The sequence below is a fragment of the Hymenobacter sp. BRD128 genome, from assembly GCF_013256625.1.
Taxonomy (GTDB): Bacteria; Bacteroidota; Bacteroidia; order Cytophagales; family Hymenobacteraceae; genus Hymenobacter.
This window is the reverse complement of the sequence record NZ_CP053908.1, coordinates 2455574-2475217: the sequence shown is the minus strand read 5'-3', so window position 1 is coordinate 2475217 and position 19644 is coordinate 2455574. Positions and strand designations below refer to the sequence as shown.

The following is a 19644-nucleotide window of genomic DNA, read 5'->3' as shown; positions in this document are numbered from 1 at the left end:
CGGCTCGGATAGCAGCGGAAAGGCCAGAGCTGTTACTTTACGAGTACGTTGGCGCGAATCTCGCCGCCGGCATTGCTGGCAGTGTGGATATTGCTATACACGTGCCCGAGCTTAAATGAGTCGGCCTGCATCGAGGTGAGGGTAGCGGTGCCCGATACGGTGCCGCTGGTAGCAGCGGGCAGGGCCGGAAACGTAATAAATACGTTGCCCGAGTGCTTGGCATCGCCGAAGTGGAAGTGTCCGGCCGAAGGGTTGCCCGTGAGGCCCGAATACGTAACGGTGTAGCTGAGCACCATGCTGCTTGGGTCGTAGGTGCCGGTTACGGTACCGGTGCCCGAGGAAGCTACTTTCACGGCCGGCACTTCATTCGAAGCAGCCATTGTGCCCGAAAGCTGCAGCGGAGCCGGGGTGGTAGTGTCATCTTTCTTGCAGGCAGTAGTAAAGGCTAAGCCGGCAATAGCGAGGAGGAAAATGTTTTTCATGTAAGTTGAGATGAGGTAGGGAGTAAAAAAAGAAAGGCTGAAAAAAGCTGCCGCCATAAACGGTTGCGCTAAGGTATTTGGATTGCGGGTTGAAAAATAAATTTTTGGCCCAACGACCCAGCTTGGCCTGCGAATGCACCGGCTGGGCTAGCGAGCAGAAACGGCAACTTCGGCAGGCTGCTGCGTAGGAGGGCCAAGCCAGAGCCGTCGCACTGGCAGGTGGCCAGCCTCCGGACCACCGCGCCCCGCCAAAGTGGCAGAAAAAACGGGCTGGTACGCTGCTTGTAACTAGGCCTGCAGCGGCTTCGTAGCCCCTATTCCCAACCCAGACACCACCTCACTTTAAACTTCAGCACCCACACTATCATGGGCAAAATCATCGGTATTGACTTGGGCACCACCAACTCGTGCGTCGCCGTAATGGAAGGCAACGAGCCGGTTGTAATCCCGAACTCCGAAGGCCGCCGCACTACGCCGTCGATTGTCGCTTTCTTGGACAACGGCAAGGGCGAGCGCAAGGTAGGCGACCCGGCTAAGCGCCAGGCCGTTACCAACCCCAAAAACACCATTGCCAGCATCAAGCGCTTCATGGGCCGCCACTTCAACGAAGTGACCCAGGAGCAGAAATACGTGGCTTACGACGTAGTAGCCGGCCCCAACAACACGGTAGCCGTGAAAATCGGTGACCGCAACTACACGCCCCAGGAAATCTCGGCCATGATTCTGCAGAAGATGAAGCAGACCGCCGAAGACTACCTGGGCACCACCGTAACCGAAGCCGTTATCACGGTGCCGGCTTACTTCAACGACGCCCAGCGCCAGGCTACCAAGGAAGCCGGCGCCATCGCGGGCCTCGACGTGAAGCGCATTATCAATGAGCCCACGGCCGCCGCGCTAGCCTACGGCTTGGATAAGAAACACAAAGACCAGAAAATCGCCGTGTATGACCTCGGCGGCGGTACGTTCGATATTTCCATTCTCGAGCTGGGCGACGGCGTGTTTGAAGTACTGAGCACCAACGGCGACACCCACCTGGGCGGCGACGACTTCGACCAGGTTATCATCGACTTCCTGGCCGACCAGTTTAAGAGCGATAACGAAGGCCTCGACCTGCGCAACGACCCGCTAGCCCTCCAGCGCCTGAAAGAAGCCGCCGAGAAAGCCAAGATTGAGTTGTCGAGCTCGAACGAGACCGAAATCAACCTGCCCTACATCACGGCCACGGCTAGCGGCCCCAAGCACCTCGTGGTAAAGCTGAGCCGCTCGAAGTTTGAGCAGCTGAGCGACAACCTTGTGCGCCGCTCGATGGAGCCCTGCAAAAAGGCCCTGCAAGACGCTGGCCTGAGCGCTTCGCAAGTGGACGAGGTTATTCTCGTGGGCGGTTCGACCCGCATTCCGCGCATCCAGGAAGAAGTAGAGAAGTTCTTCGGCAAGAAGCCGAGCAAGGGTGTGAACCCCGACGAAGTAGTTGCCATCGGCGCGGCCATCCAGGGCGGCGTGCTCACCGGCGAGGTAAAAGACGTGCTGCTGCTCGACGTGACCCCGCTCTCGCTGGGTATTGAGACGATGGGCGGCGTGATGACCAAACTCATCGAGTCGAACACCACCATTCCGACGAAGAAGTCCGAAACCTTCTCGACGGCCTCCGACTCGCAGCCTTCGGTAGAAATCCACGTGCTGCAGGGCGAGCGCCCGCTGGCCTCCCAAAACCGCACCATCGGCAAGTTTCACCTCGACAGCATTCCGCCCGCCCCGCGCGGCGTACCGCAGATTGAGGTTACGTTCGACATCGATGCCAACGGTATTCTGAACGTGACGGCCAAAGACAAAGGCACCGGCAAGGAGCAGAAAATCCGCATCGAAGCTTCGTCGGGTCTTTCGGAGCAGGACATCGAGCGCATGCGCCAGGAAGCGGCCGCCAACGCCGATGCCGACAAAGCCGAAACCGAGCGCATCACCAAAATCAACCAGGCCGACTCGCTCATTTTCCAGACCGAGAAGCAGCTCAAGGAATTTGGTGACAAGCTGAGCGGCGGCAACAAAACCGCCGTGGAAGGCGCCCTAGCCGACCTTAAGAAAGCCCACGAAAGCAAAGACCTGGCTAGCATCGACGCTGGCGTAGCTGCCCTCAACAAAGCCTGGGAAGCTGCCTCGCAGGAGATGTACGCGGCGGCTGGCGCCCAGGGCGGCCAGCCCGGCGGCCAGGGCTTCACCGGCGCCGACGGCCAAGGCCAGAACGGCCAGGACCAGCCGGCCGGCGACCACGTCACCGACGTAGACTACGAAGAAGTAGACGGCAAATAAGCCACGGCCTAGCGGCCTAGTAAAAGGCCGGGAGCGCAAGCTCCCGGCCTTTTGGCGTTTATTAGCAGTCTATTTACTTGCATAAATACTTATGGGCTACGAGGTACACATCACGCGGAAGGTACCCCGCTGGGCTGATGAAGAAGATAACGCCACTATTACCCTGGCCGAGTGGCTCGACTACGTGGCGAGCGACTCCGAAATGCGGCTGGATGAATACCCTGAGTGGCCGGTATACTTGGCCGATGGCAATATCAATCCCGAGTCGGATGGCCAGAGCGTGTGGCTGCCCTATTCAAAAAATGGTGTGGCGGGTAACTACGCTTGGTTTTGCTATTTTAGCGACCGGGTAACGGTGAAGAACCCCGATGAGGAGATTTTAGGCAAAATGCTAGCTATTGCACGCACGCTAGGGGCCCGCGTGCAGGGCGACGATGGCGAGTACTTCGACGAGTCGTCGGCCTACCTGGCCGATGCCCATCAAGGCACCATCTTCGAGGCTAGCACTGACTTCCGCGATTTCCAGACCTTTGCCTCGGCCGAGGCAGCGCAGCCGCTGCTGGCGGCGATAGCCCGGCAGGGCATCCTGGCCCGCACCGCTTTCGACAATGGCCAGCTGGCTTTCGACCCGTCATTTGCCAATAACCAGCTGACCAGCAAGTATATTGTAAAAGTGCAGCTCAGTGACTTTGAGCGGGCTAGCCAGGTGCTGGCCGCTATGAACGCGCACGCCCTGAGCCAGGCCGACCCAACTCACTACCTGTTCAGCTTCACCGACGAAGAGCTGTTCGACCTGCTGGTGAAGCCCGACGAATGGAGCGCCTACGACGTGGCGCTGGCCGGCCAGCTGCTGCGGCAGCGCGGCCGCGACATCTCGCCCGATACCCTGCGGCTACTGCGGCAGCGCCGCGTAGCCGAGCTGGCCGCCCCACCCCAGGACCACCAAGCGCTGATAGTAGGCAGCTACCTGTCGGCGCTGCTAGGCGGCTTCTTTGGGCTGCTGGTGGGGTATCAGCTCTATTTCAATCGTCGTCTGCTGCCCGATGGCCGCCGCGTGTACAGCTACAGCGCCACCGACCGCGTGCACGGCTTGCGCATCCTGGTACTAGGAATAGTTGTGTTTGTACTTGTGCTGGGTCTGCAAATCATCCGGGCAGCCGATGGCTAGTAATTGCAATTTTTTTACCTGGCGTATAAATAAGATTTATTGGTATTTTTCTAATAAAAATATCAATTAATAAAAAATAAATTGTCTGTAAATCAATAATTTAAATTAAAAAAGCATTTAAAGTGAGTTTGCATATTTTGAAGAACGTGATTTGCTGAATTACGCTTTGTTATATAACTTGCCTCATAATTAACAAAGCCAGACTATTTGCGACTACTTCTAGAGTAAGTTCTTTTTCCGCTAGCAGCCAGTTAGTTGAAATTTTAATATGGCCAACTGCCAGCATTCACCGTAAAAGTGAAGTGTGCGGCCCACCTGCCAATTATTAATAGTCTTAAAAGACAGGTGCATCCGGTAAAGGGAGAAGTTTGACGAAAAATGGTTCCCGGCACGATTTTTATTTTCTTGTTTTGCCAACCGCTTAGCCAAGTCACTTCGTAGGTCCGGCCATGAACACAGTTACCGCTATGTCACTTCTCCGTCGCTTTACGTTGCTGCTGCCGGGCTTGGGCTTGCTGTTTGCCACGAGCTGCACCCTGCGCGAAACGCGGCAAGAAGGCTCACCCAACGTAATGCCCGAAGTAAAGCTGCGCGCCGTAGAGCAGGCCAGCCTCGGCACCCTAAACGTACTGCCGCTGCGCACCCCTAGCGACGTTGACCTGCCTAAGCGCAATCAACTTATTGAGGGCTACGTGAATAAGAGCTTGCCGCTGAAAATGCGCGTGCGGCTCAACGCCTACAATCCCAATCTGGAGCCTACTTCCATTACCGGCCTCGACTACACCGTGCTGGTCGATAACAAAGTGCTGGGCTCCGGCCGCATGCCCATGAGCTTGGAACTGCCGCCCCGCGACTCGGTGCGCGTACCCTTCGAGTTTGAGATGAACACGTACAAGCTGCTCGGAAATGATGCCTTGCCGGCGCTGCGCAACTTCGCGCTGGGCTTCGGCGACCTCAACCGCAAGCGCATGGTCCTGAGCCTGCGGCCCATTGTGCGCAATGGCCGCGGCCGTCTCAGTACCCTTATTCACCGCCTGCCACTGCCCATGGCCAGTGTAAAAGATAAGCCGGCTACCCGGCCCCGTACCCTGCCCGCCAGCGCCGAAGCCAATCTGCGCGCTAAGCCTGGCAAGCAGGTTTTATAAAGTGCGTTAAGCGTTATAAGTCCCGTTACGTATCATTAGTGGGTTATTAAGTGCCAATTACTTGTGGGTTAGTGTTATAAGAGCGGCCCGCCGGCTTATCCTTCGGGATAAACGGGCGGGCCGCTCGGCTTAGGGAGCAAGGCTGAAGAGACGGACGCTAGGCTTCCGTTTCTTCAGTGGCCGCCTCCTGAATTTTTTCGCGGGCTTCGAGGCGGTCGGCCGCATCGGCTTCCTCCAGCTCGGCTTCCTGGATTTCCCAGCCCTGCGGCTCATAGCTGAGGCGGATGTAGATGGGGTAGTGGTCGGAGCCGATGTGCGGCAGGCGCTTCAAGTCCTGCAAGCGAAAGTGGGCCGAGTGAAACACGTGGTCGAGAGGCCAGCGCAGCAGCTTATAATCGGCGTGGAAGGTGGGCAGCAGGCCCCGGCCCACGCGCGGGTCGAGCAGGCGGGCCAGCCGCCGAAACAGCTCGGAAGTATGGCTCCAGGCCACATCATTGAGGTCGCCGGCCACGATGGTCGGCCCGTCGTGGTGCTGAATGGCGCGGCCTACCAGCAGCAGCTCGGCATCGCGCCGGGTGCTGGTTTTCGACTCCTGCGGCGCGGGCGGCTTGGGATGCACGAAGTGCAGATTGGCCTCGACGCCGCTGGGCAGCCGCACCCGCCCGTGGAACGATGGAATACCTGGGTCGAGAATAAACTGTATTTCCTTGTCGAGCAGCGGCAGGCGCGAAAATACCAGCATGCCGTAGGTATTGGGCAGCGGCGCGTGGCAGGTGTGCGGGTATTCTGGAGTGAGGCCGGCGAGCTGGCTCAGCCACCATTCGTCGGTTTCGACGGCCAGCACAATATCGGGCTGCTGCTCGCGGATGACGCCCAGGCAGCGCGAAGCATCGCGGTTATACATCAGCACGTTGGTTACGAGCAGACTAACGTGGTTGGGGTCGGTAGGGCGGCGCTGGCTGTCCTGCACCTGCTTGCGGTGCCAGGGCGTGTAGGGCCAGATGCGCGTAGCCTGGTACACTACCGCCACGCTAAGTACTACGAGCAGCAGCGGCGCGTGGGCCAGCGCCGGCCGGCTGCCCGGCAGCCCGAGCAGCAAGAGCCCGAGCAGCAGCCCGGCCACTATTTGAAGGCGCGGAAAGTCAAATACGCGAATCCACCAGGCAGTTTGGCGCAAAAGTGGCAGCAGCGTGGCCAGCAAACCGGCGGCACCCAGCAGCAGCCCCAGGCCGTGTAGAATAAAATAAAGAGTGGGCACGCGCGCAGAAAAGCAGGTGGGCGGAAGAGAATTGGACTGTAAAGATGAGCAGTAGCCGCAGAAATTGACTAATGCTTATTCTCCAGCCCGGCTTGCCACCCGGTGCCGGCCAATACCTTTGGGGCATGGAAGTTCTGCTCGCCACCTTCACCACGCTCTTCTCGGTTGTCAATCCCTTCGGGGCGATGCCAATGTTTCTTACCCTCACCGACAGCGATACCAATGCCGAGCGCACGGCCACGGCGCTGCGCTCGTGCATCTACATGGTGGCGATATTATCGGTGGCGTTTTTTGGCGGGCAATACATTCTTAATTTCTTCGGTATCAATATTCAGCATCTGCGCATTGCGGGTGGCATTTTACTCATGCGCTCGGCCTTCGAGCTGCTGACGCCCGGCGCCAACCGCGACCGCGTAGGCCACGAGGCGCTGGAAGAAAGTAAGCTGAAGGACGACATCAGCTTCACGCCGCTAGCCATGCCCATGCTCTCGGGGCCGGGCTCGATGGCGCTGTGCATTGGCCTCATTCGCCCTACTTATGCCGACAAAGCCATGACGGTGCTGGGCTTCGCGCTGGTGGCGGCGGCGGCGTTTATCATCCTGGTTTCGTCGCTGCGTCTTACCAAGCTTATGGGCCGGCCCGGCATGGCTGCCCTCGCCCGCATCATGGGTTTTTTAACCCTAGCCATCGGCGTCAATTTCTTCGTGACGGCCGTGAAGGTGCTTTTTCACGTGGAGTAGCAAAGGATAAAGGTCTCCTTTTCGGCAGCCATTGCTTCGCAAGCGCGCAATGACTGCCGGATTTGAGGGGGAAGGGGATAAACTAGCGCTACGGATTAGTAGACCATAGGCCCGCTTCTTTGATAAAAATGCGCCGGTTTAGCTTCAACTGCGCGATGATGAACTCGGCAATATCTGCGGGCTGCATCACCTTTTCGGGGTTGCCATCGGTGAGCTTGTTGTTGATAGCCAGCTCGGTAGCTACGGTGCTCGGCGTGAGGGCGCTTACCCGGATGTTGTGCTTGCGCACTTCCTGCATCAGGGCTTCGCTCAGGCCCATCACGGCAAATTTGGAGGCGCTGTAGGCGCTGCTGCCAGCGGCGGCGCGCAGCCCCGAGGTCGAGGAAATATTAATAATGTCGCCGGTTTGCCGTTCTATCATGGCGGGCAGGGCGGCCCGCGTCACGTAGTACACCCCCAGCAAGTTGACGCGGATAATGTGCTCCCAGTCGGCCGGCGGCATTTCCAAAAATTTGGCAAACGTGCCGATGCCCGCGTTATTAATCAGAATATCGAGCGGCCCCAGCTCGCTGGTGATGTGTGCCACGGCGGCATTCACGGCGGCTTCGTCGGCCACGTCGGCGGCGGCGAGGCTGGTTTTCACGCCCAGCTTTTGCAGCTCGGCGGCTACCTCTTGCAGCTGGCTTTGGGAGCGGGCCAGCAGGCCTACGTGCACGCCTTCGTGGGCCAGCGCCACGGCAATTGCTTTGCCGATACCTTTGCCTGCGCCCGTTACGAGGGCGACTTTGCCAGTTAGTTTTTCCATAAGATGAAAGAAGTAGTCAGGGGAGTTTTCGCTGCCTTAACTTGCCAGGGGCCCCTGGGGTTAAGAAATTATCTGGCCGGTAAGCTGGCGGACCCAGACTAAGTGCACTGTTTTAGCTGCGTATCTCTATGAAAGCCATTGTCATTACCCAGGCCGGCGGCCCCGACGTGTTGCAGCTGCAAGAGCGCCCGCAGCCCGTGCCCGCCGCCCACGAAGTACTTATCAAGGTGAAAGCGGCCGGCCTCAATCGCTCCGATATTGCCTTGCGCGAGGGTAGGTACGGTGGCCAGCCCGTGGCCGGCGTAGTGCCCGGCCTGGAAGTGGCCGGCGCGGTGGTGGCCGTGGGCGCGGCGGCCCCGCGCTGGCAGGTGGGCGACCACGTATGCGCTCTGCTGAGCGAGGGCGCCTACGCCGAGTACGCCGCCGTGGATGCTCGCCACTGCCTGCCCGTGCCCGCCGGCTGGTTGCTGGAAGACGCTGCTAGCCTGCCCGAAACTACCTTCACCGTGTGGGCCAATGTATTTCAGGCCGCCGCCCTGCAGCCTGGCGAAACGGTGCTGGTACACGGTGGTAGCAGCGGCATTGGCCTCACGCTCATTCAACTGGCTACTGCGCTGGGGCACCGGGTGCTGGCCACCGCCGGCTCGGCCAGCAAGTGCCAGGCCTGCGAACGGCTAGGGGCCGCCCGGTGCGTCAATTACCAGCAGCAAGACTTTGAGCAAGCGTTTAAGGACGAAAAAATCAACGTTATCCTCGACATGGTGGGGGGCGACTATACCGCCAAAAACCTACGCCTGCTAGCCCCCGATGGCCGCTTGCAATACATCAACGCCATGCAGGGCGCTCAGGTCGAACTCAACCTGCTCGACATCATGACCAAGCGCCTGCGCCTGGGCGGCAGCATGCTGCGCCCCCGCTCGGCCGATTTTAAAGCCGCGCTGGCCGCCGAAGTTGAAAAATACGTGTGGCCCCTGGCTACTGGCGGCCAGCTGGAGCCGGTTATCTACAAGACTTTTCCGCTGGCCGAGGCTGCCAAGGCGCAAGAGCTTATGGCAAGCAGCGAGCACATCGGCAAGATTTTACTGGTGAATGAGGGATAAGAATACATATATAAAGCGACTTATTTCAACACTTGCGCGGCGTGCTCCTTGGTGTCAGGGCGCTTGATGACCTTCTCAATCACGCCATTAGCATCGATGAGAAACGTGGTGCGCACGGTGCCCCAGTAGGTTTTACCGTAGTTTTTCTTTTCCTGCCACACGCCGTAGGCATTCACGATGGCCTTGTCGGTATCGGCGATGAGCGGAAAGCTCAGGTCGTACTTCGCCGCAAACTTGCCGTGCGAAGCTGCATCGTCGGTGCTCACGCCTACTACCCGGATGCCCTGGGCGGCCAGCTGGCTTTCGTTGTCGCGCAGGTTGCAGGCCTGGGCGGTGCAGCCGGGGGTGTCGTCTTTAGGGTAGAAATAAAGCGCCACGCGCTGGCCGCGCAGGTTGCTCAGTGTGAAAGGGTTGCCGTGCTGGTCGGGGGCAGTGAAATCGGGGGCGGGGGCGCCGGGCTCGGGAAGCATATTGGTGGTACTTTGAGTGAAAATTAAGGAGCGCCATGCTTCGATAAGCTCAGCATGACGCTCTATTTTAGAAAAATTGAAAAACTATAGACTCAGCGGGATAACCTTCTCATTGCCTGCCTGGTCGGCCAGGTGCAGCTCGGCGGGGCCGCGCAGCTTCGGCCCCAGCGTATCGCCGGCCACGGTAAAGAGCGTGGCGTTCTTGTACTCGTAGCGCAGCAGGCGGAAGCGCCCGCCCACCAGCAGCTTGTAAGTGGCTAGCCCCGACATATCATCGCCGACGCGAAAGGTAAGCTGACCGCCAGCCCGGCCCACGAGCTGCGCCGAGGGTGCCTTGGTGTCGGTATAGAGCCGGAACTGGCCGAACTGCTTGAGATTGGCCGAAATCTGGGTGCCGGCCTCGTTCCAGGTGCCGCCCACGTAGGCGCGGCCGCCATTGGCCGACACGCTGTAGATGGCCGTGCGGGCGTGGTCGGCCGGGGGGCTAGCCGGCTTGAGGGTGAGGCGCAGGGGCAGGTAGAGCGGCACCAGGGCCGTGCCTACCGTCCAGCTTTCGGGGGCTAGCGGGCTGGCGTCGGCCCGGTGCACGGTGCTGAGGTAGAGGTTCGAAAACAGCGTTTGCGAGCCAAAAGCTACGTTGACGTAAGGCGTGGCGTAGTTGGTTTCCTGGCCGGGCGCAATCATCACCTGGCGGTCGAAGGCCTGGTGCAGGCTACCCAGCAGCAGCGAGTCGGGCAGGCCCGCGCGCAGGTCGTAGAGGTAGGTGGTGGCCGCGCCCACCGAGTAGCTGGGGCGCAGGGCCAGCTGCCGGCCGCCGCGCCGCAGCAGCAGGTACTGGGGCTGGCCGGCAGTGTCGGTGGGGGCGTTGAGGGCAGTAGCCCGCAGCAGGTTACGCGTAATGTCGTAGGTCAGCTTGGATCGGCCGGGCGCCGCCGCGCCGGGCAGCTTGGCGTAGTCGGTAGGCTTTTCGCCGCGCAGCACGAGATGGGCCGTGGCCTTATTGTTATAGGAATCGGCCAGCTCAAAATCAATGCGATAGACCTGGCCGTCCTGCACGTCGAGCTTGCCCTGACCCAGGCCGGCGGGCGTGTAGAAAGGCAGGTCGTCGCCGTCTTCCACCCACAGCTTTTGCAGGGTGCGGCCGCTGGTGTGGGCATAGGCATAATCCACAAAGTTGTTGACCTGCCGCGTGCCGTTCGGGAACGGCACGGCGTCGATGATGTGCTGGTAGTGCGGCTGGCCGTTCACGCGCACCGTCACGCGCTGGATGCCGTTCTTGTTCCAGGCATTGTCAAACCTATCGAAGCCCTGCAGCAGCAGGCCCACTTGCCCAAAGCAGCGCACCGTATCGGGCCACACCGTATTGGCACCGGGCAGCGGCTGCAGCCTGGGCACCAGCACCGCCCGCTCGAAGCGCCCGCGCACCCTGGCCGTGATGGCCAGCGGCTCCACGGCCAGCGCCTGCAAGGTCGGCCCGGTGTGGTCCTGAATTTCGGCGAAGCCGCCCCACTGCAAGGGGTTGAGCTGGCGGTCCTGGGCGTCGCGCACTTCCCAGTGCACGTGCGGGCCGGCCGAGCCGCCGGTATTGCCCGACAGCGCCACCTGCTCGCCGCGCTTCACCGGGAATTGGCCGGGCTGAAAAAACAGCTCCAGCTCGTAGGTCTGCTTTTCGTACTGGCGGTGCAGCAGCTCGGCCGCCACGGCGCCCTCAAACTTATTGAGGTGGCCGTACACCGTGGTCAGCCCATTAGGATGCGTGATATACAGCACGTTGCCGTAGCCGAAGGCCGACTGCTTGAGGCGCGAGATGTAGCCGTCGGCCGCGGCGTAGACGGGCTTATTGACCCCGCCGCCGGTCTTGATATCGAGGCCGCCGTGAAAGTGGTTGGGCCGCAGCTCACCCATGCTAGCCGCCAGAAACCCCGGCTGCCCCGGCGCAATCGGAAACAGAAAGTAGCCCGGCGCCACCTCCACCTTGCCGGGGGCCACGGCCGGCTTGATGGGGCCGCTCACGCGGCGCGTGGTGGTGTCGTCCTGGCCATCATCTTGGCCGTGGCCGCTGGTAGCCAGCAATAGTAAACCACCCAGCGCCGACAGCGAAAGCTGGCGCAATAATTTAGTATTCAACAAAATATAATATTTTATTCTACAGTCAGGCCTGGCAAGCTAGCAGGGCCTAGCGCACGGGCACTTCCAGAATTTTTTCGTCTTCGAGGTAGCCCACCAGCTCGTCGCCGGGCTGCACCGCTGCCACGCCGGCGGGCGTGCCGGTGAAGATAAGGTCGCCCTGCTTGAGGGTAATGTACTGCGACACGAAGCTCAGAATCTTGGCAAACGGGTGCAGCATCAGGCCCGAGTTGCCCTGCTGGCGCACTTCGCCGTTCACTTCGAGCCGGAAGTTTATGTTGGCAAAATCTGGGAAGTCGGCCACCGGCTTAAACGTGGGCGATACCGGCGCCGAGCCATCGAAGGCCTTGGCCAGCTCCCAGGGCAGGCCCTTTTTCTTGAGTTCGCTTTGCAGGTCGCGGGCCGTGAAATCGATGCCTAGCCCGATGGCGTCGAAGTAGGTGTGGGCAAATTTCTCCTCAATGTGGCGGCCGTTTTTGCTGATGCGCAGCACCAACTCCAGCTCGTGGTGCACGTCTTTCGAAAAATCGGGCACGAAGAAGGGCTGGCCGCGCTGCACCAGCGCCGTTTCGGGCTTGAGGAATATGACCGGGGCGGCGGGCGTCTCGTTTTGCAGCTCGGCAATATGGTCGGCGTAATTGCGGCCGATACAAATGATTTTCATGGACAAGGACAACGGAAAGGCGGGTAAGGGCGAGGGCGGGCCTGGCTAGCCACTGAGCGGGCAGGCAGGACCTCGCTGCACAAAGTAAACATTTCCCCCGTCCGGTTGCGTATAGGCTGCACCGCTGGTTTTCTAAAATGGTCCCGGATTGGCAAGTAGCTAGCCGGGCTACCATACTCTTCTTCTAAACCTTATCAACACTTTTTCATGCTTAAGAAATTCGTCCTAGCCAGTAGCTTTCTGCTGGCTGCTGGCTGCACCACCGTGCCGATTACGGGCCGCCGCCAGCTCAGCCTAGTGTCGGACAGCGAAATGAATACGCTGGCCGTGACCCAATACAAGCAAACGCTGGGCACTGCCAAACTCTCTACTAATGCCGAAGAAGTAGCCATGGTGCGCCGCGTGGGCCAGCGCGTAGCGGCCGCCGTGGAGCAATATTTCAAGCAGCAGGGCCAGAGCAGCCAGCTCGACGGCTACCAGTGGGAATTTAACCTCATCGACGACCCTAAAACGGTGAATGCCTGGTGCATGCCCGGCGGCAAGGTGGCCGTGTACACGGGCATTCTGCCCCTCACGCGCGATGAGAATGGCCTGGCCGTGGTGCTGGGCCACGAAATTTCGCACGCCGTGGCCAAGCACGGTGCCGAGCGCATGAGCGACCAGCTAGCCCTGCAACTGGGCGGCACGGCGCTGGCCACGGCATTTTCGCAAAATCCTACGGCGACGGGTAATATTTTTAACACTGTAATCGGAGCCGGCGAGCAGGGCGCGGCCCTGGCTTTCAGCCGCCGCCAGGAAAGCGAGGCCGACCACCTGGGCCTCATCTTTATGGCGATGGCCGGCTACGACCCCGCCGGCGCCGTGCCATTCTGGGAGCGCATGGCCGCCCAGAGCCAGAACGGCACGCCGGTTTTTCTCTCCGACCACCCCGCCGATGCCACCCGCATTGCCGACATCAAGCGCCTGCTGCCCGAGGCGGAAAAATATTACAAGCCCCGCTAGGGGCCAGCGATTGGCTGTGGTATAAAAAAGGCGCGCCGGCTAGCCCGGCGCGCCTTTTTTGCTGGATAGTGCGGGCCGGCGGCAGCAAGCTGGTAAACCAATTTGCCGCGCCGCCTCGTATGAGGGGCGTTTACGAGCTAAGAGAGAAGGAAGCTGCCTATTATGCGTACTCTACCCCGTTTGTTTGGTTTGTTGCTGCTGGGGCTGCTTAGTGGCTTGCTGCTGCTGTCGTCGTGCGAAACCACGCGCCGCCGCGAGTCGAGCGACCCTACCCGCGAGGCCCAGCGCCTGAGCGATGCGGCCGGGGCCTCACTGTCGGGCTCGGCCAGCAGCCACCAGATTATGCACCTCGATGGCAAGGGCACGGTGAAGTACAAGCTGTCGCAGGCCGTGATGGCCGCCGCCCTCATCCGGCAGTTCAACGACGGCACCGTTATCGACCGCATTATGGTGCGCAAGGCGCCCGGCAGTGAGGAAAAACAGCCCGTGTACTACCTCATTGGCATGGGCCACAACAACGGCGCCTACCGGGCAGTGGCCCTGCCCCTGCGCGGCACCGACGACAGCACTTACTACCTCACGCCCACTGCCAGCCGCTACGTCATCACCGGGGTGGGCTGCCCGAGCTGCTACTTCGACTTTGAGGATGGTCACATCGTGGGCACCACCTGCGACGACAACTCGGGCGGCAGCAGCTGCACCATGAAAGTGCTGGCCGCCAACGAAGTATTTGCCAAAACGCCGCTCGAAGACCCCACTGATAAAAAGAAGCGCAAATGAGCCGCGCCGCCAAATGGGCCCTCCGCCTGAGTCTGGCGGCCCTGGCCGTGCTGCTCGCCAACGACAGCGGCCGGCCTACCCGCTCTGCCGCGCCCCGGCCTAAGTCTTAAGGAGGTAGAAGTGCCGGGTTAAAAAGGCAGCTCGTTCTGACTCGGCGCTTTTGACGCTTTACGCCGCGTGCCACTCGCCGCCGAGCACAGTGGCCTGGGCTTGAAAATCAGCGTCGAATAAACATAGGTCGGCGCGGTAGCCGGGCACGATGCGGCCGATTTCGTGGGCTAGCCCTACCGCCCGCGCCGGGTAGAGAGACGCCATGCGCAGGGCCTCGGCCAGCGGCAGGCCCACGTGCTGCACGCAGTTGCGCACGGCCGCGAGCATGGTGAGCGCCGAGCCGGCCAGGGTGCCTTTTTCATCCACGAAGTAAGTATCCTGCTGGTGAAAGCGGTAGGCGCCGATGGTGCTGGCCGTCACGGCATCAGTGATGAGAAACAGGCGCTCGCCCATTATTTTCTGGCTGACGCGCACGGCCGCGTAAGCGCAGTGCACGCCATCGACGATAATACTGGCGTGGGCGACCGGGTGGTCGTACACCGCACCCACCAGCCCCGGCGACCGGCTCTCGAAGCCCGACATAGCATTGAACAAGTGCGTGGCGGTGCTAAAGCCGGCCTCAAACGCCGCCGTGGCCTGCTCATACGTGGCCGCCGAGTGGCCCGCCGACAGCACCACGCCCGCCGCCCGCAGCCTAGCCACCACGGCCGGGCTCACCCGCTCGGGCGCCAGCGTCATGAAGCGCAGGGCGCCCTTGGCCTCAGCCAGCAGCTCGTCAACGTCGGCAAGGCTAGGGGTTTGGATAAATGCTTCCTGGTGCGCGCCCTTCTTGCCAGGGTTGATGTACGGGCCTTCCAGGTGCAGCCCCAGCAAGCCGGGCATGGTGGGCAGCGCCGCGTGCACGGTGGCCAGGGCCGCGCGCATCAGCGCGGGCGGGCTGGTGGGCAGGCAGGGCAGAAAGCTGGTGGTGCCGTGGCGCAGCGTGTGCGCCCGCAGGTCGGCCAGCACGGCGGGCGTGGGCGCTACGGAAAACAGCCCGCTAGCCCCACCATAAATCTGCAAATCGACGAAGCCCGGCGCCAGGTGCAGGCCCTGGCCGTCGCGCTGGGGCACGTTGGCGGGCAGCTCGCCGCCGGCGGGCAGCACGGCCTCGATGCGGCCGTTATGAATGAGCACGGCGTGGTTGGGCAGCACCTCGGTGCCGGTATGTACGGTGCAGGGCGTGAGTAGGTAGCGCATAAAAAACAAGTGGTGGCGCGGCCCCGGGCCGCACCGGGCGCAGGCCCAGGGGCCGCCAAGGCTATAGCTTCTTTTTATAAGCCGGAATACCGGGTAACCGGTACGCTTCCTGTTCGGCAATAGTCTGCTGCCCAGTGCTCTGGTGCTGCGGAGCCAGCAATATGGCCGCGCCAAAGCAGCTGTGCAGCAGCAGGGCGAGGTAGTGCTCGATAGTCCAGATGGTGCGGTTAAACTCCATTGAATAGTGTTGCAGCATGTAATTGCTGAAGAGCGCGATTTGGAGGTAGCCCAGGAAGTAAAAAGCCAGCCCCACCGATACCCAGAACATGGGCACGCGCTCGAGGTGAGGCACCCACAGCTCTTTAAGCAGGCGCTGAAAATACTGCTCTACCATGCCCAATATCAGCAGGCTCTGTATTACCTGCTGGCCGGGCTTGAACCAGGTCAGGTCGGGCGCCAGCAGGTTGTCGGCCAGGGTGTAGGTCGCAAACCCCGCCACTAGCCACGTTACCACCCGCTTAAACGCCGCCGAGGGCAGCGTGTGGCTATACACCAGCGCCAGCAGCCCAAGCTCACCCACCGTATAAAAAGGCATGATAAACAAGTTGTTACGCTTGAAAATGCCCAGCCACACGGCCAGGATTTCCAGCGGCAGCTCAAACCAGGTCAGCCAGGCCAGGTAGCGCAGGTTCGGGGGCAGGTGGCGATAGCGCACCGCGCCACTAACTGCCGCCCCCACCACCGTCAGCAACAGCGCACCGGTCTTGACATAATAAGCCGTGGGATGGGGCGGTAGAGTCAGCATAACTAGACGCGAAAGACGAGAAAAGCCGGCCGGTTGCCGTGGCAACCGGCTGTGCTGCAAGGCTGAATATACTGGCTAGCCCGTTACCTCGGCCGCCAGCGCGTTCAGGTCGAGCCCGTCAAACGTGCCCGAGGTCATCAGCAGCAAATTCGTGTTGGCCCACTGCTGGGCGTGCAGGAAGTCGGCCAGGGCCTGGCTATCCGTAAAAACCCGTAAATCGGGGCGCTCGAAGGCTTGGGCCACGGCCTCGGGGGCTAGCGGCGGCAGGCGCTTGTGCTCGAGCACGTGGGGGTTAAAGTACACCACTGCCACGTCGGGCGCGTCGAAGCAGTGCGCGTATTGCGGCAAAAACGCCGGGTTGAGCGAGCTGAAGGTGTGCAGCTCGAGGCAGGCCACCAGCCGCCGCTCGGGAAACTGCTTTCTGAGGGCCGCCGCCGTGGCGCGCAGCTTGCTGGGGGCGTGGGCAAAGTCCTTGTACACCACCGAGCTAGCGCCGGCCTGCACCAGCTCCAGGCGCCGCGCCGCCCCTTTGAAGGTAGCCACGGCCTTATAAAAGTCTTTGCCCTTGATGCCCAGCTGCCTGCACACTTCCTTGGCGGCCGAGATGTTGCGTAGGTTGTGCTCGCCAAATACCTGAATGGGCACTTCCTCGTCTTTCTTAGTGATAAGCAATGTCTGCCCGTTGCGAATAACGTGCTCGTGCGGGCCGTAGCCCACGTAGGTCACGTCGGGGCTGGTGGGCACGGCAATAAGCTGGGTTTGCTCGTCGTCGCGGTCGTAGATGAGCACGCCGGCCTTAGGCGTTTGGCGGGCAAAAATCTCGAACTGCTCGCGGTAGATTTCTTCGGTCGGAAACACGTTGATGTGGTCCCAGCTGATGCCCGAAATCACCCCGATATGGTGCTGGTACAAGTGAAACTTGGGCCGCCTATCTACCGGCGACGACAAGTACTCGTCGCCCTCAATAATGATAACCGGCGCGTCGTCCGTCAGCTGCACCATCAGGTCGAAGCCAGCCAGCTGCGCGCCCACCGCGTAGTCAAACTGCCGGTTATGGAAGCGTAAAACGTGCAGAATCAGCGCCGTGATACTCGTCTTGCCGTGCGAGCCGCCAATTACCACGCGCTGCTTGTCCTTGCTAGCCTCGTAAATGTATTCGGGAAAGGAGTACACCTTCAGGCCTAGCTCCTGGGCGCGGGCCAGCTCGGGGTTGTCGGGGCGGGCGTGCATGCCCACAATCACGGCCGAGAGGCCGGCGTGAATCTTCGCCGGAAACCAGCCCTCGGCCGCCGGCAGCAGGCCGGCGGCAGCTAGCCGGGCGCGGGCCGGCTCAAAAATCTCGTCGTCGGAGCCCGTCACGTGGGCCCCGCGCCGGTGCAGGGCCAGCGCCAGATTATGCATAATGCTGCCGCCGACAGCAATGAGGTGAATATTTTCCAAGTGTCTTGCTATTAAGTTCTTATTATTGGCTCACGAGTAATTTCGCTAGCCTCCCGCAGGCCGCCAGCCAGGCAATAGCTGTTAGCTAAGCCGCCCGCTGCCAACCGATTGCAGGGTGCGAAAGTACGGCTGGGGGTGCGCTCGGGCCGGGCCGGCCCCCCAAGCACTAGCTCGGCTTTGGCTTTCATTTCGGGTACTTTTAAGTTAGCTTTGTTAGTTAGGGCACCCGGTTGCCCGGCCGCTTTTCCCAGGAGGCGGGTTCCGCGCTGTTATCCGTTTCTTGCCCCTGCTTACCCTTCAAATGAACGACCGTATGGACGACCGCCTTAAGCAATCTGCGGCCCGCGCCGCCGCCGCCTTTCAGGGCGTGCGCGGCACCCGGGCGCCCGTGCCCACGTCGCCCACCGGCAAGCTGCCGCCCCAGCGCCTCGAAATGGAAGCCGCCGTGCTCGGCGCGCTCATGCTCGAAAAGGATGCCCTGACCACGGTCGTTGACATTCTGAAAGCCACCAGCTTCTACAAGGATGGCCACCAGCGCATCTACAAGGCTATCAGTAACTTATTTGATAAGTCGGAGCCCATCGACCAGCTCACCGTGGTGCAGGAGCTGCGCGAGATGGGCGAGCTGGAGGCGGCCGGCGGCGTCGGCTACGTGGCCGGCCTCACCATGCACATCAACTCGGCGGCCAATATTGAGGCCCACGCCAGGGTCATTCTGGAGGCCGCCATCAAGCGCGAGCTCATCCGCACGGCCACCGACATCCTGCGCGACGCCTACGAGGAAACGACCGACGTATTTGAGCTGCTCGACGCCACCGAGAAGAATATCTTCCAGGTGTCGGAAGACAACATGCGCAAGGGCGTCGATTCGATGCAGGATTTGATGGTGAAAGCTATTAAGGAACTCGAAGAAAAGAAGCACCAGAAAGACGGCCTCACCGGCGTGCCCACCGGCTTCTCGGCTTTGGATAGGGTAACCAGCGGCTGGCAACCATCTGATTTGGTGATTGTTGCGGCCAGGCCGGGCATGGGCAAAACCGCCTTTGTCGTATCGGCCATGCGCAACGCGGCGGTCGATTTTAAGAAGCCGGTGGCCATTTTCTCGCTCGAAATGTCGTCGCTGCAGCTCGTCAATCGCCTGATTTCGGCCGAGGCGGAGCTGGACTCCGAGAAAATCAAGAAGGGCAACCTGGCGGACTACGAGTGGGCGCAGCTCAATCACAAGATTTCGGCGCTGTCGTCGGCCCCGATTTTCATCGACGACACGCCCGCGCTCAGCATCCGCGAGCTGCGCGCCAAGTGCCGCCGCCTCAAGTCGCAGCACGATATCCAGCTCATTATCATCGACTATTTGCAGCTGATGAGCGGCAACGAAGGCGGCAAAAACGGCAACCGTGAGCAGGAAATCGCCAGCATCTCGCGGGCGCTTAAGGGCATTGCCAAGGAGCTGAACATTCCGGTTATTGCGCTGTCGCAGCTCTCGCGCTCGGTGGAAACCCGCGGCGGCGACAAGAAGCCCCAGCTCAGTGACCTGCGCGAATCGGGTTCTATCGAGCAGGACGCCGACATGGTTATCTTCCTGTATCGCCCTGAATATTACAAGATTACGGAAGACGAGATGGGCAACCCAACCCAGGGCATGGGCGAAGTCATCATCGCCAAGCACCGGAATGGCTCGCTCGAAACCGTGCAGCTCAAGTTCATCGGCCGCTTCACCAAGTTTGCCGACCTTGATGGCTTCGACGGGGGCGGCGACGCGGGCGGCTTTGGCGGCGCGCCGGCCTTCGCGTCCAACTCCTTCCCCACCAGCAGCTTCGATTCGGAGCCGGCCGGTGGGCCCGCGCCCGGCGGCGGCTTCGGCGCGCCCAACACCATCCGGCTAGGCTCGCGCATGAACGACGCGCCGCCTTCACCGGTGCCCTTCCCCAAAAGCAACAGCTTTGGCGAGGAGCCACCGTTTTAGACGCAGTTCGGAACTACAGTCAGAAGAACGTCATGCTGCGCTTGCCGAAGCATCTCTGCCGCAATCGTTAGGGCGTGACCCTAGCGGCTCGAGAGAGATGC

The 19644-nt window shown here is 60.9% G+C and carries 17 protein-coding genes; 8 read left to right on the top strand and 9 right to left on the bottom strand.

Translation table 11 applies throughout. From position 1 onward, the window contains the following. Nucleotides 1-32: 32 nt before the first annotated feature. The gene (locus tag GKZ68_RS11015; protein ID WP_173114527.1) at nucleotides 33-482 is read right to left on the bottom strand and encodes a CHRD domain-containing protein; all 450 of its coding nucleotides are present in this window, start codon (nucleotides 480-482) and stop codon (nucleotides 33-35) included. Nucleotides 483-848: 366 nt separating this feature from the next. On the opposite strand from GKZ68_RS11015, the gene dnaK reads away from it, so the two are divergent. The 3 genes from dnaK to GKZ68_RS11000 all read left to right on the top strand — a co-directional run bounded on the left by dnaK (nucleotide 849) and on the right by GKZ68_RS11000 (nucleotide 5099). Then, nucleotides 849-2786 (top strand): molecular chaperone DnaK, encoded by a 1938-nt coding sequence (gene dnaK, locus GKZ68_RS11010; RefSeq protein WP_173114524.1) that lies wholly within the window; start codon nucleotides 849-851, stop codon nucleotides 2784-2786. 91 nt (nucleotides 2787-2877) lie between these two features. Further along, the gene (locus GKZ68_RS21695) at nucleotides 2878-3954 is read left to right on the top strand and encodes a hypothetical protein (RefSeq protein WP_217275239.1); all 1077 of its coding nucleotides are present in this window, start codon (nucleotides 2878-2880) and stop codon (nucleotides 3952-3954) included. 467 nt (nucleotides 3955-4421) lie between these two features. Further along, on the top strand, nucleotides 4422-5099 hold the full coding sequence (locus GKZ68_RS11000) for an LEA type 2 family protein (protein ID WP_173114521.1): 678 nt from the start codon (nucleotides 4422-4424) through the stop codon (nucleotides 5097-5099). Nucleotides 5100-5256: 157 nt separating this feature from the next. Here the strand turns inward: GKZ68_RS11000 and GKZ68_RS10995 are convergent, their stop codons facing one another. Next, nucleotides 5257-6357 carry an endonuclease/exonuclease/phosphatase family protein gene (locus GKZ68_RS10995; RefSeq protein WP_217275238.1) on the bottom strand — a complete coding sequence of 367 codons (1101 nt, stop codon included), beginning with the start codon at nucleotides 6355-6357 and terminating at the stop codon, nucleotides 5257-5259. A gap of 125 nt (nucleotides 6358-6482) precedes the next feature. Between GKZ68_RS10995 and GKZ68_RS10990 the strand changes: the two genes are divergently transcribed. Beyond that, the gene (locus tag GKZ68_RS10990; protein WP_173114518.1) at nucleotides 6483-7097 is read left to right on the top strand and encodes a MarC family protein; all 615 of its coding nucleotides are present in this window, start codon (nucleotides 6483-6485) and stop codon (nucleotides 7095-7097) included. Between the two features lie 88 nt (nucleotides 7098-7185). On the opposite strand, the gene GKZ68_RS10985 is transcribed toward GKZ68_RS10990, so the two are convergent. After that, on the bottom strand, nucleotides 7186-7902 hold the full coding sequence (locus GKZ68_RS10985) for a 3-ketoacyl-ACP reductase (protein WP_173114515.1): 717 nt from the start codon (nucleotides 7900-7902) through the stop codon (nucleotides 7186-7188). Nucleotides 7903-8030: 128 nt separating this feature from the next. On the opposite strand from GKZ68_RS10985, the gene GKZ68_RS10980 reads away from it, so the two are divergent. Continuing rightward, on the top strand, nucleotides 8031-9002 hold the full coding sequence (locus tag GKZ68_RS10980) for an NAD(P)H-quinone oxidoreductase (RefSeq protein WP_173114512.1): 972 nt from the start codon (nucleotides 8031-8033) through the stop codon (nucleotides 9000-9002). Nucleotides 9003-9022: 20 nt separating this feature from the next. Here GKZ68_RS10980 and bcp read toward each other — a convergent pair whose 3' ends face one another. From bcp to GKZ68_RS10965, 3 genes are all read right to left on the bottom strand, one after another. Next, complete coding sequence (gene bcp / locus GKZ68_RS10975; protein ID WP_173114509.1) at nucleotides 9023-9472, bottom strand: thioredoxin-dependent thiol peroxidase; 450 nt, start codon at nucleotides 9470-9472, stop codon at nucleotides 9023-9025. A gap of 84 nt (nucleotides 9473-9556) precedes the next feature. Beyond that, nucleotides 9557-11602: a M23 family metallopeptidase gene (locus GKZ68_RS10970; protein WP_173114506.1), complete on the bottom strand. Its 2046-nt coding sequence runs from the start codon at nucleotides 11600-11602 to the stop codon at nucleotides 9557-9559. Nucleotides 11603-11648: 46 nt separating this feature from the next. Next, entirely contained in the window at nucleotides 11649-12263 is a 615-nt protein-coding gene (locus GKZ68_RS10965) for a fumarylacetoacetate hydrolase family protein (RefSeq protein WP_173114502.1), read from the bottom strand. A gap of 207 nt (nucleotides 12264-12470) precedes the next feature. Here GKZ68_RS10965 and GKZ68_RS10960 point away from each other — a divergent pair, with 207 nt between their 5' ends. Continuing rightward, on the top strand, nucleotides 12471-13265 hold the full coding sequence (locus tag GKZ68_RS10960) for a M48 family metallopeptidase (RefSeq protein ID WP_173114500.1): 795 nt from the start codon (nucleotides 12471-12473) through the stop codon (nucleotides 13263-13265). Between the two features lie 162 nt (nucleotides 13266-13427). Next, nucleotides 13428-14045, top strand: coding sequence for a hypothetical protein (locus tag GKZ68_RS10955; protein WP_173114497.1), 618 nt, complete (start codon nucleotides 13428-13430; stop codon nucleotides 14043-14045). A 168-nt stretch (nucleotides 14046-14213) separates the two neighbouring features. Here the strand turns inward: GKZ68_RS10955 and nagA are convergent, their stop codons facing one another. From nagA to GKZ68_RS10940, 3 genes are all read right to left on the bottom strand, one after another. Then, on the bottom strand, nucleotides 14214-15335 hold the full coding sequence (gene nagA, locus GKZ68_RS10950) for an N-acetylglucosamine-6-phosphate deacetylase (protein WP_173114494.1): 1122 nt from the start codon (nucleotides 15333-15335) through the stop codon (nucleotides 14214-14216). 61 nt (nucleotides 15336-15396) lie between these two features. Beyond that, on the bottom strand, nucleotides 15397-16140 hold the full coding sequence (locus GKZ68_RS10945) for a hypothetical protein (protein WP_173114491.1): 744 nt from the start codon (nucleotides 16138-16140) through the stop codon (nucleotides 15397-15399). A gap of 75 nt (nucleotides 16141-16215) precedes the next feature. Continuing rightward, on the bottom strand, nucleotides 16216-17580 hold the full coding sequence (locus GKZ68_RS10940) for a UDP-N-acetylmuramate--L-alanine ligase (protein WP_173114488.1): 1365 nt from the start codon (nucleotides 17578-17580) through the stop codon (nucleotides 16216-16218). A 301-nt stretch (nucleotides 17581-17881) separates the two neighbouring features. On the opposite strand from GKZ68_RS10940, the gene dnaB reads away from it, so the two are divergent. Further along, complete coding sequence (dnaB, locus tag GKZ68_RS10935) at nucleotides 17882-19543, top strand: replicative DNA helicase (protein ID WP_173114485.1); 1662 nt, start codon at nucleotides 17882-17884, stop codon at nucleotides 19541-19543. Nucleotides 19544-19644: the final 101 nt, after the last annotated feature.

Excerpts from the sequence above, each read along its gene's own strand:
- GKZ68_RS11015 (WP_173114527.1), bottom strand. The coding sequence starts at position 482 with ATGAAAAACATTTTCCTCCTCGCTATTGCCGGCTTAGCCTTTACTACT.
- dnaK (WP_173114524.1), top strand. The coding sequence starts at position 849 with ATGGGCAAAATCATCGGTATTGACTTGGGCACCACCAACTCGTGCGTC.
- GKZ68_RS21695 (WP_217275239.1), top strand. The coding sequence starts at position 2,878 with ATGGGCTACGAGGTACACATCACGCGGAAGGTACCCCGCTGGGCTGAT.
- GKZ68_RS11000 (WP_173114521.1), top strand. The coding sequence starts at position 4,422 with ATGTCACTTCTCCGTCGCTTTACGTTGCTGCTGCCGGGCTTGGGCTTG.
- GKZ68_RS10990 (WP_173114518.1), top strand. The coding sequence starts at position 6,483 with ATGGAAGTTCTGCTCGCCACCTTCACCACGCTCTTCTCGGTTGTCAAT.
- GKZ68_RS10985 (WP_173114515.1), bottom strand. The coding sequence starts at position 7,902 with ATGGAAAAACTAACTGGCAAAGTCGCCCTCGTAACGGGCGCAGGCAAA.
- GKZ68_RS10980 (WP_173114512.1), top strand. The coding sequence starts at position 8,031 with ATGAAAGCCATTGTCATTACCCAGGCCGGCGGCCCCGACGTGTTGCAG.
- bcp (WP_173114509.1), bottom strand. The coding sequence starts at position 9,472 with ATGCTTCCCGAGCCCGGCGCCCCCGCCCCCGATTTCACTGCCCCCGAC.
- GKZ68_RS10965 (WP_173114502.1), bottom strand. The coding sequence starts at position 12,263 with ATGAAAATCATTTGTATCGGCCGCAATTACGCCGACCATATTGCCGAG.
- GKZ68_RS10960 (WP_173114500.1), top strand. The coding sequence starts at position 12,471 with ATGCTTAAGAAATTCGTCCTAGCCAGTAGCTTTCTGCTGGCTGCTGGC.
- GKZ68_RS10955 (WP_173114497.1), top strand. The coding sequence starts at position 13,428 with ATGCGTACTCTACCCCGTTTGTTTGGTTTGTTGCTGCTGGGGCTGCTT.
- nagA (WP_173114494.1), bottom strand. The coding sequence starts at position 15,335 with ATGCGCTACCTACTCACGCCCTGCACCGTACATACCGGCACCGAGGTG.
- GKZ68_RS10945 (WP_173114491.1), bottom strand. The coding sequence starts at position 16,140 with ATGCTGACTCTACCGCCCCATCCCACGGCTTATTATGTCAAGACCGGT.
- dnaB (WP_173114485.1), top strand. The coding sequence starts at position 17,882 with ATGAACGACCGTATGGACGACCGCCTTAAGCAATCTGCGGCCCGCGCC.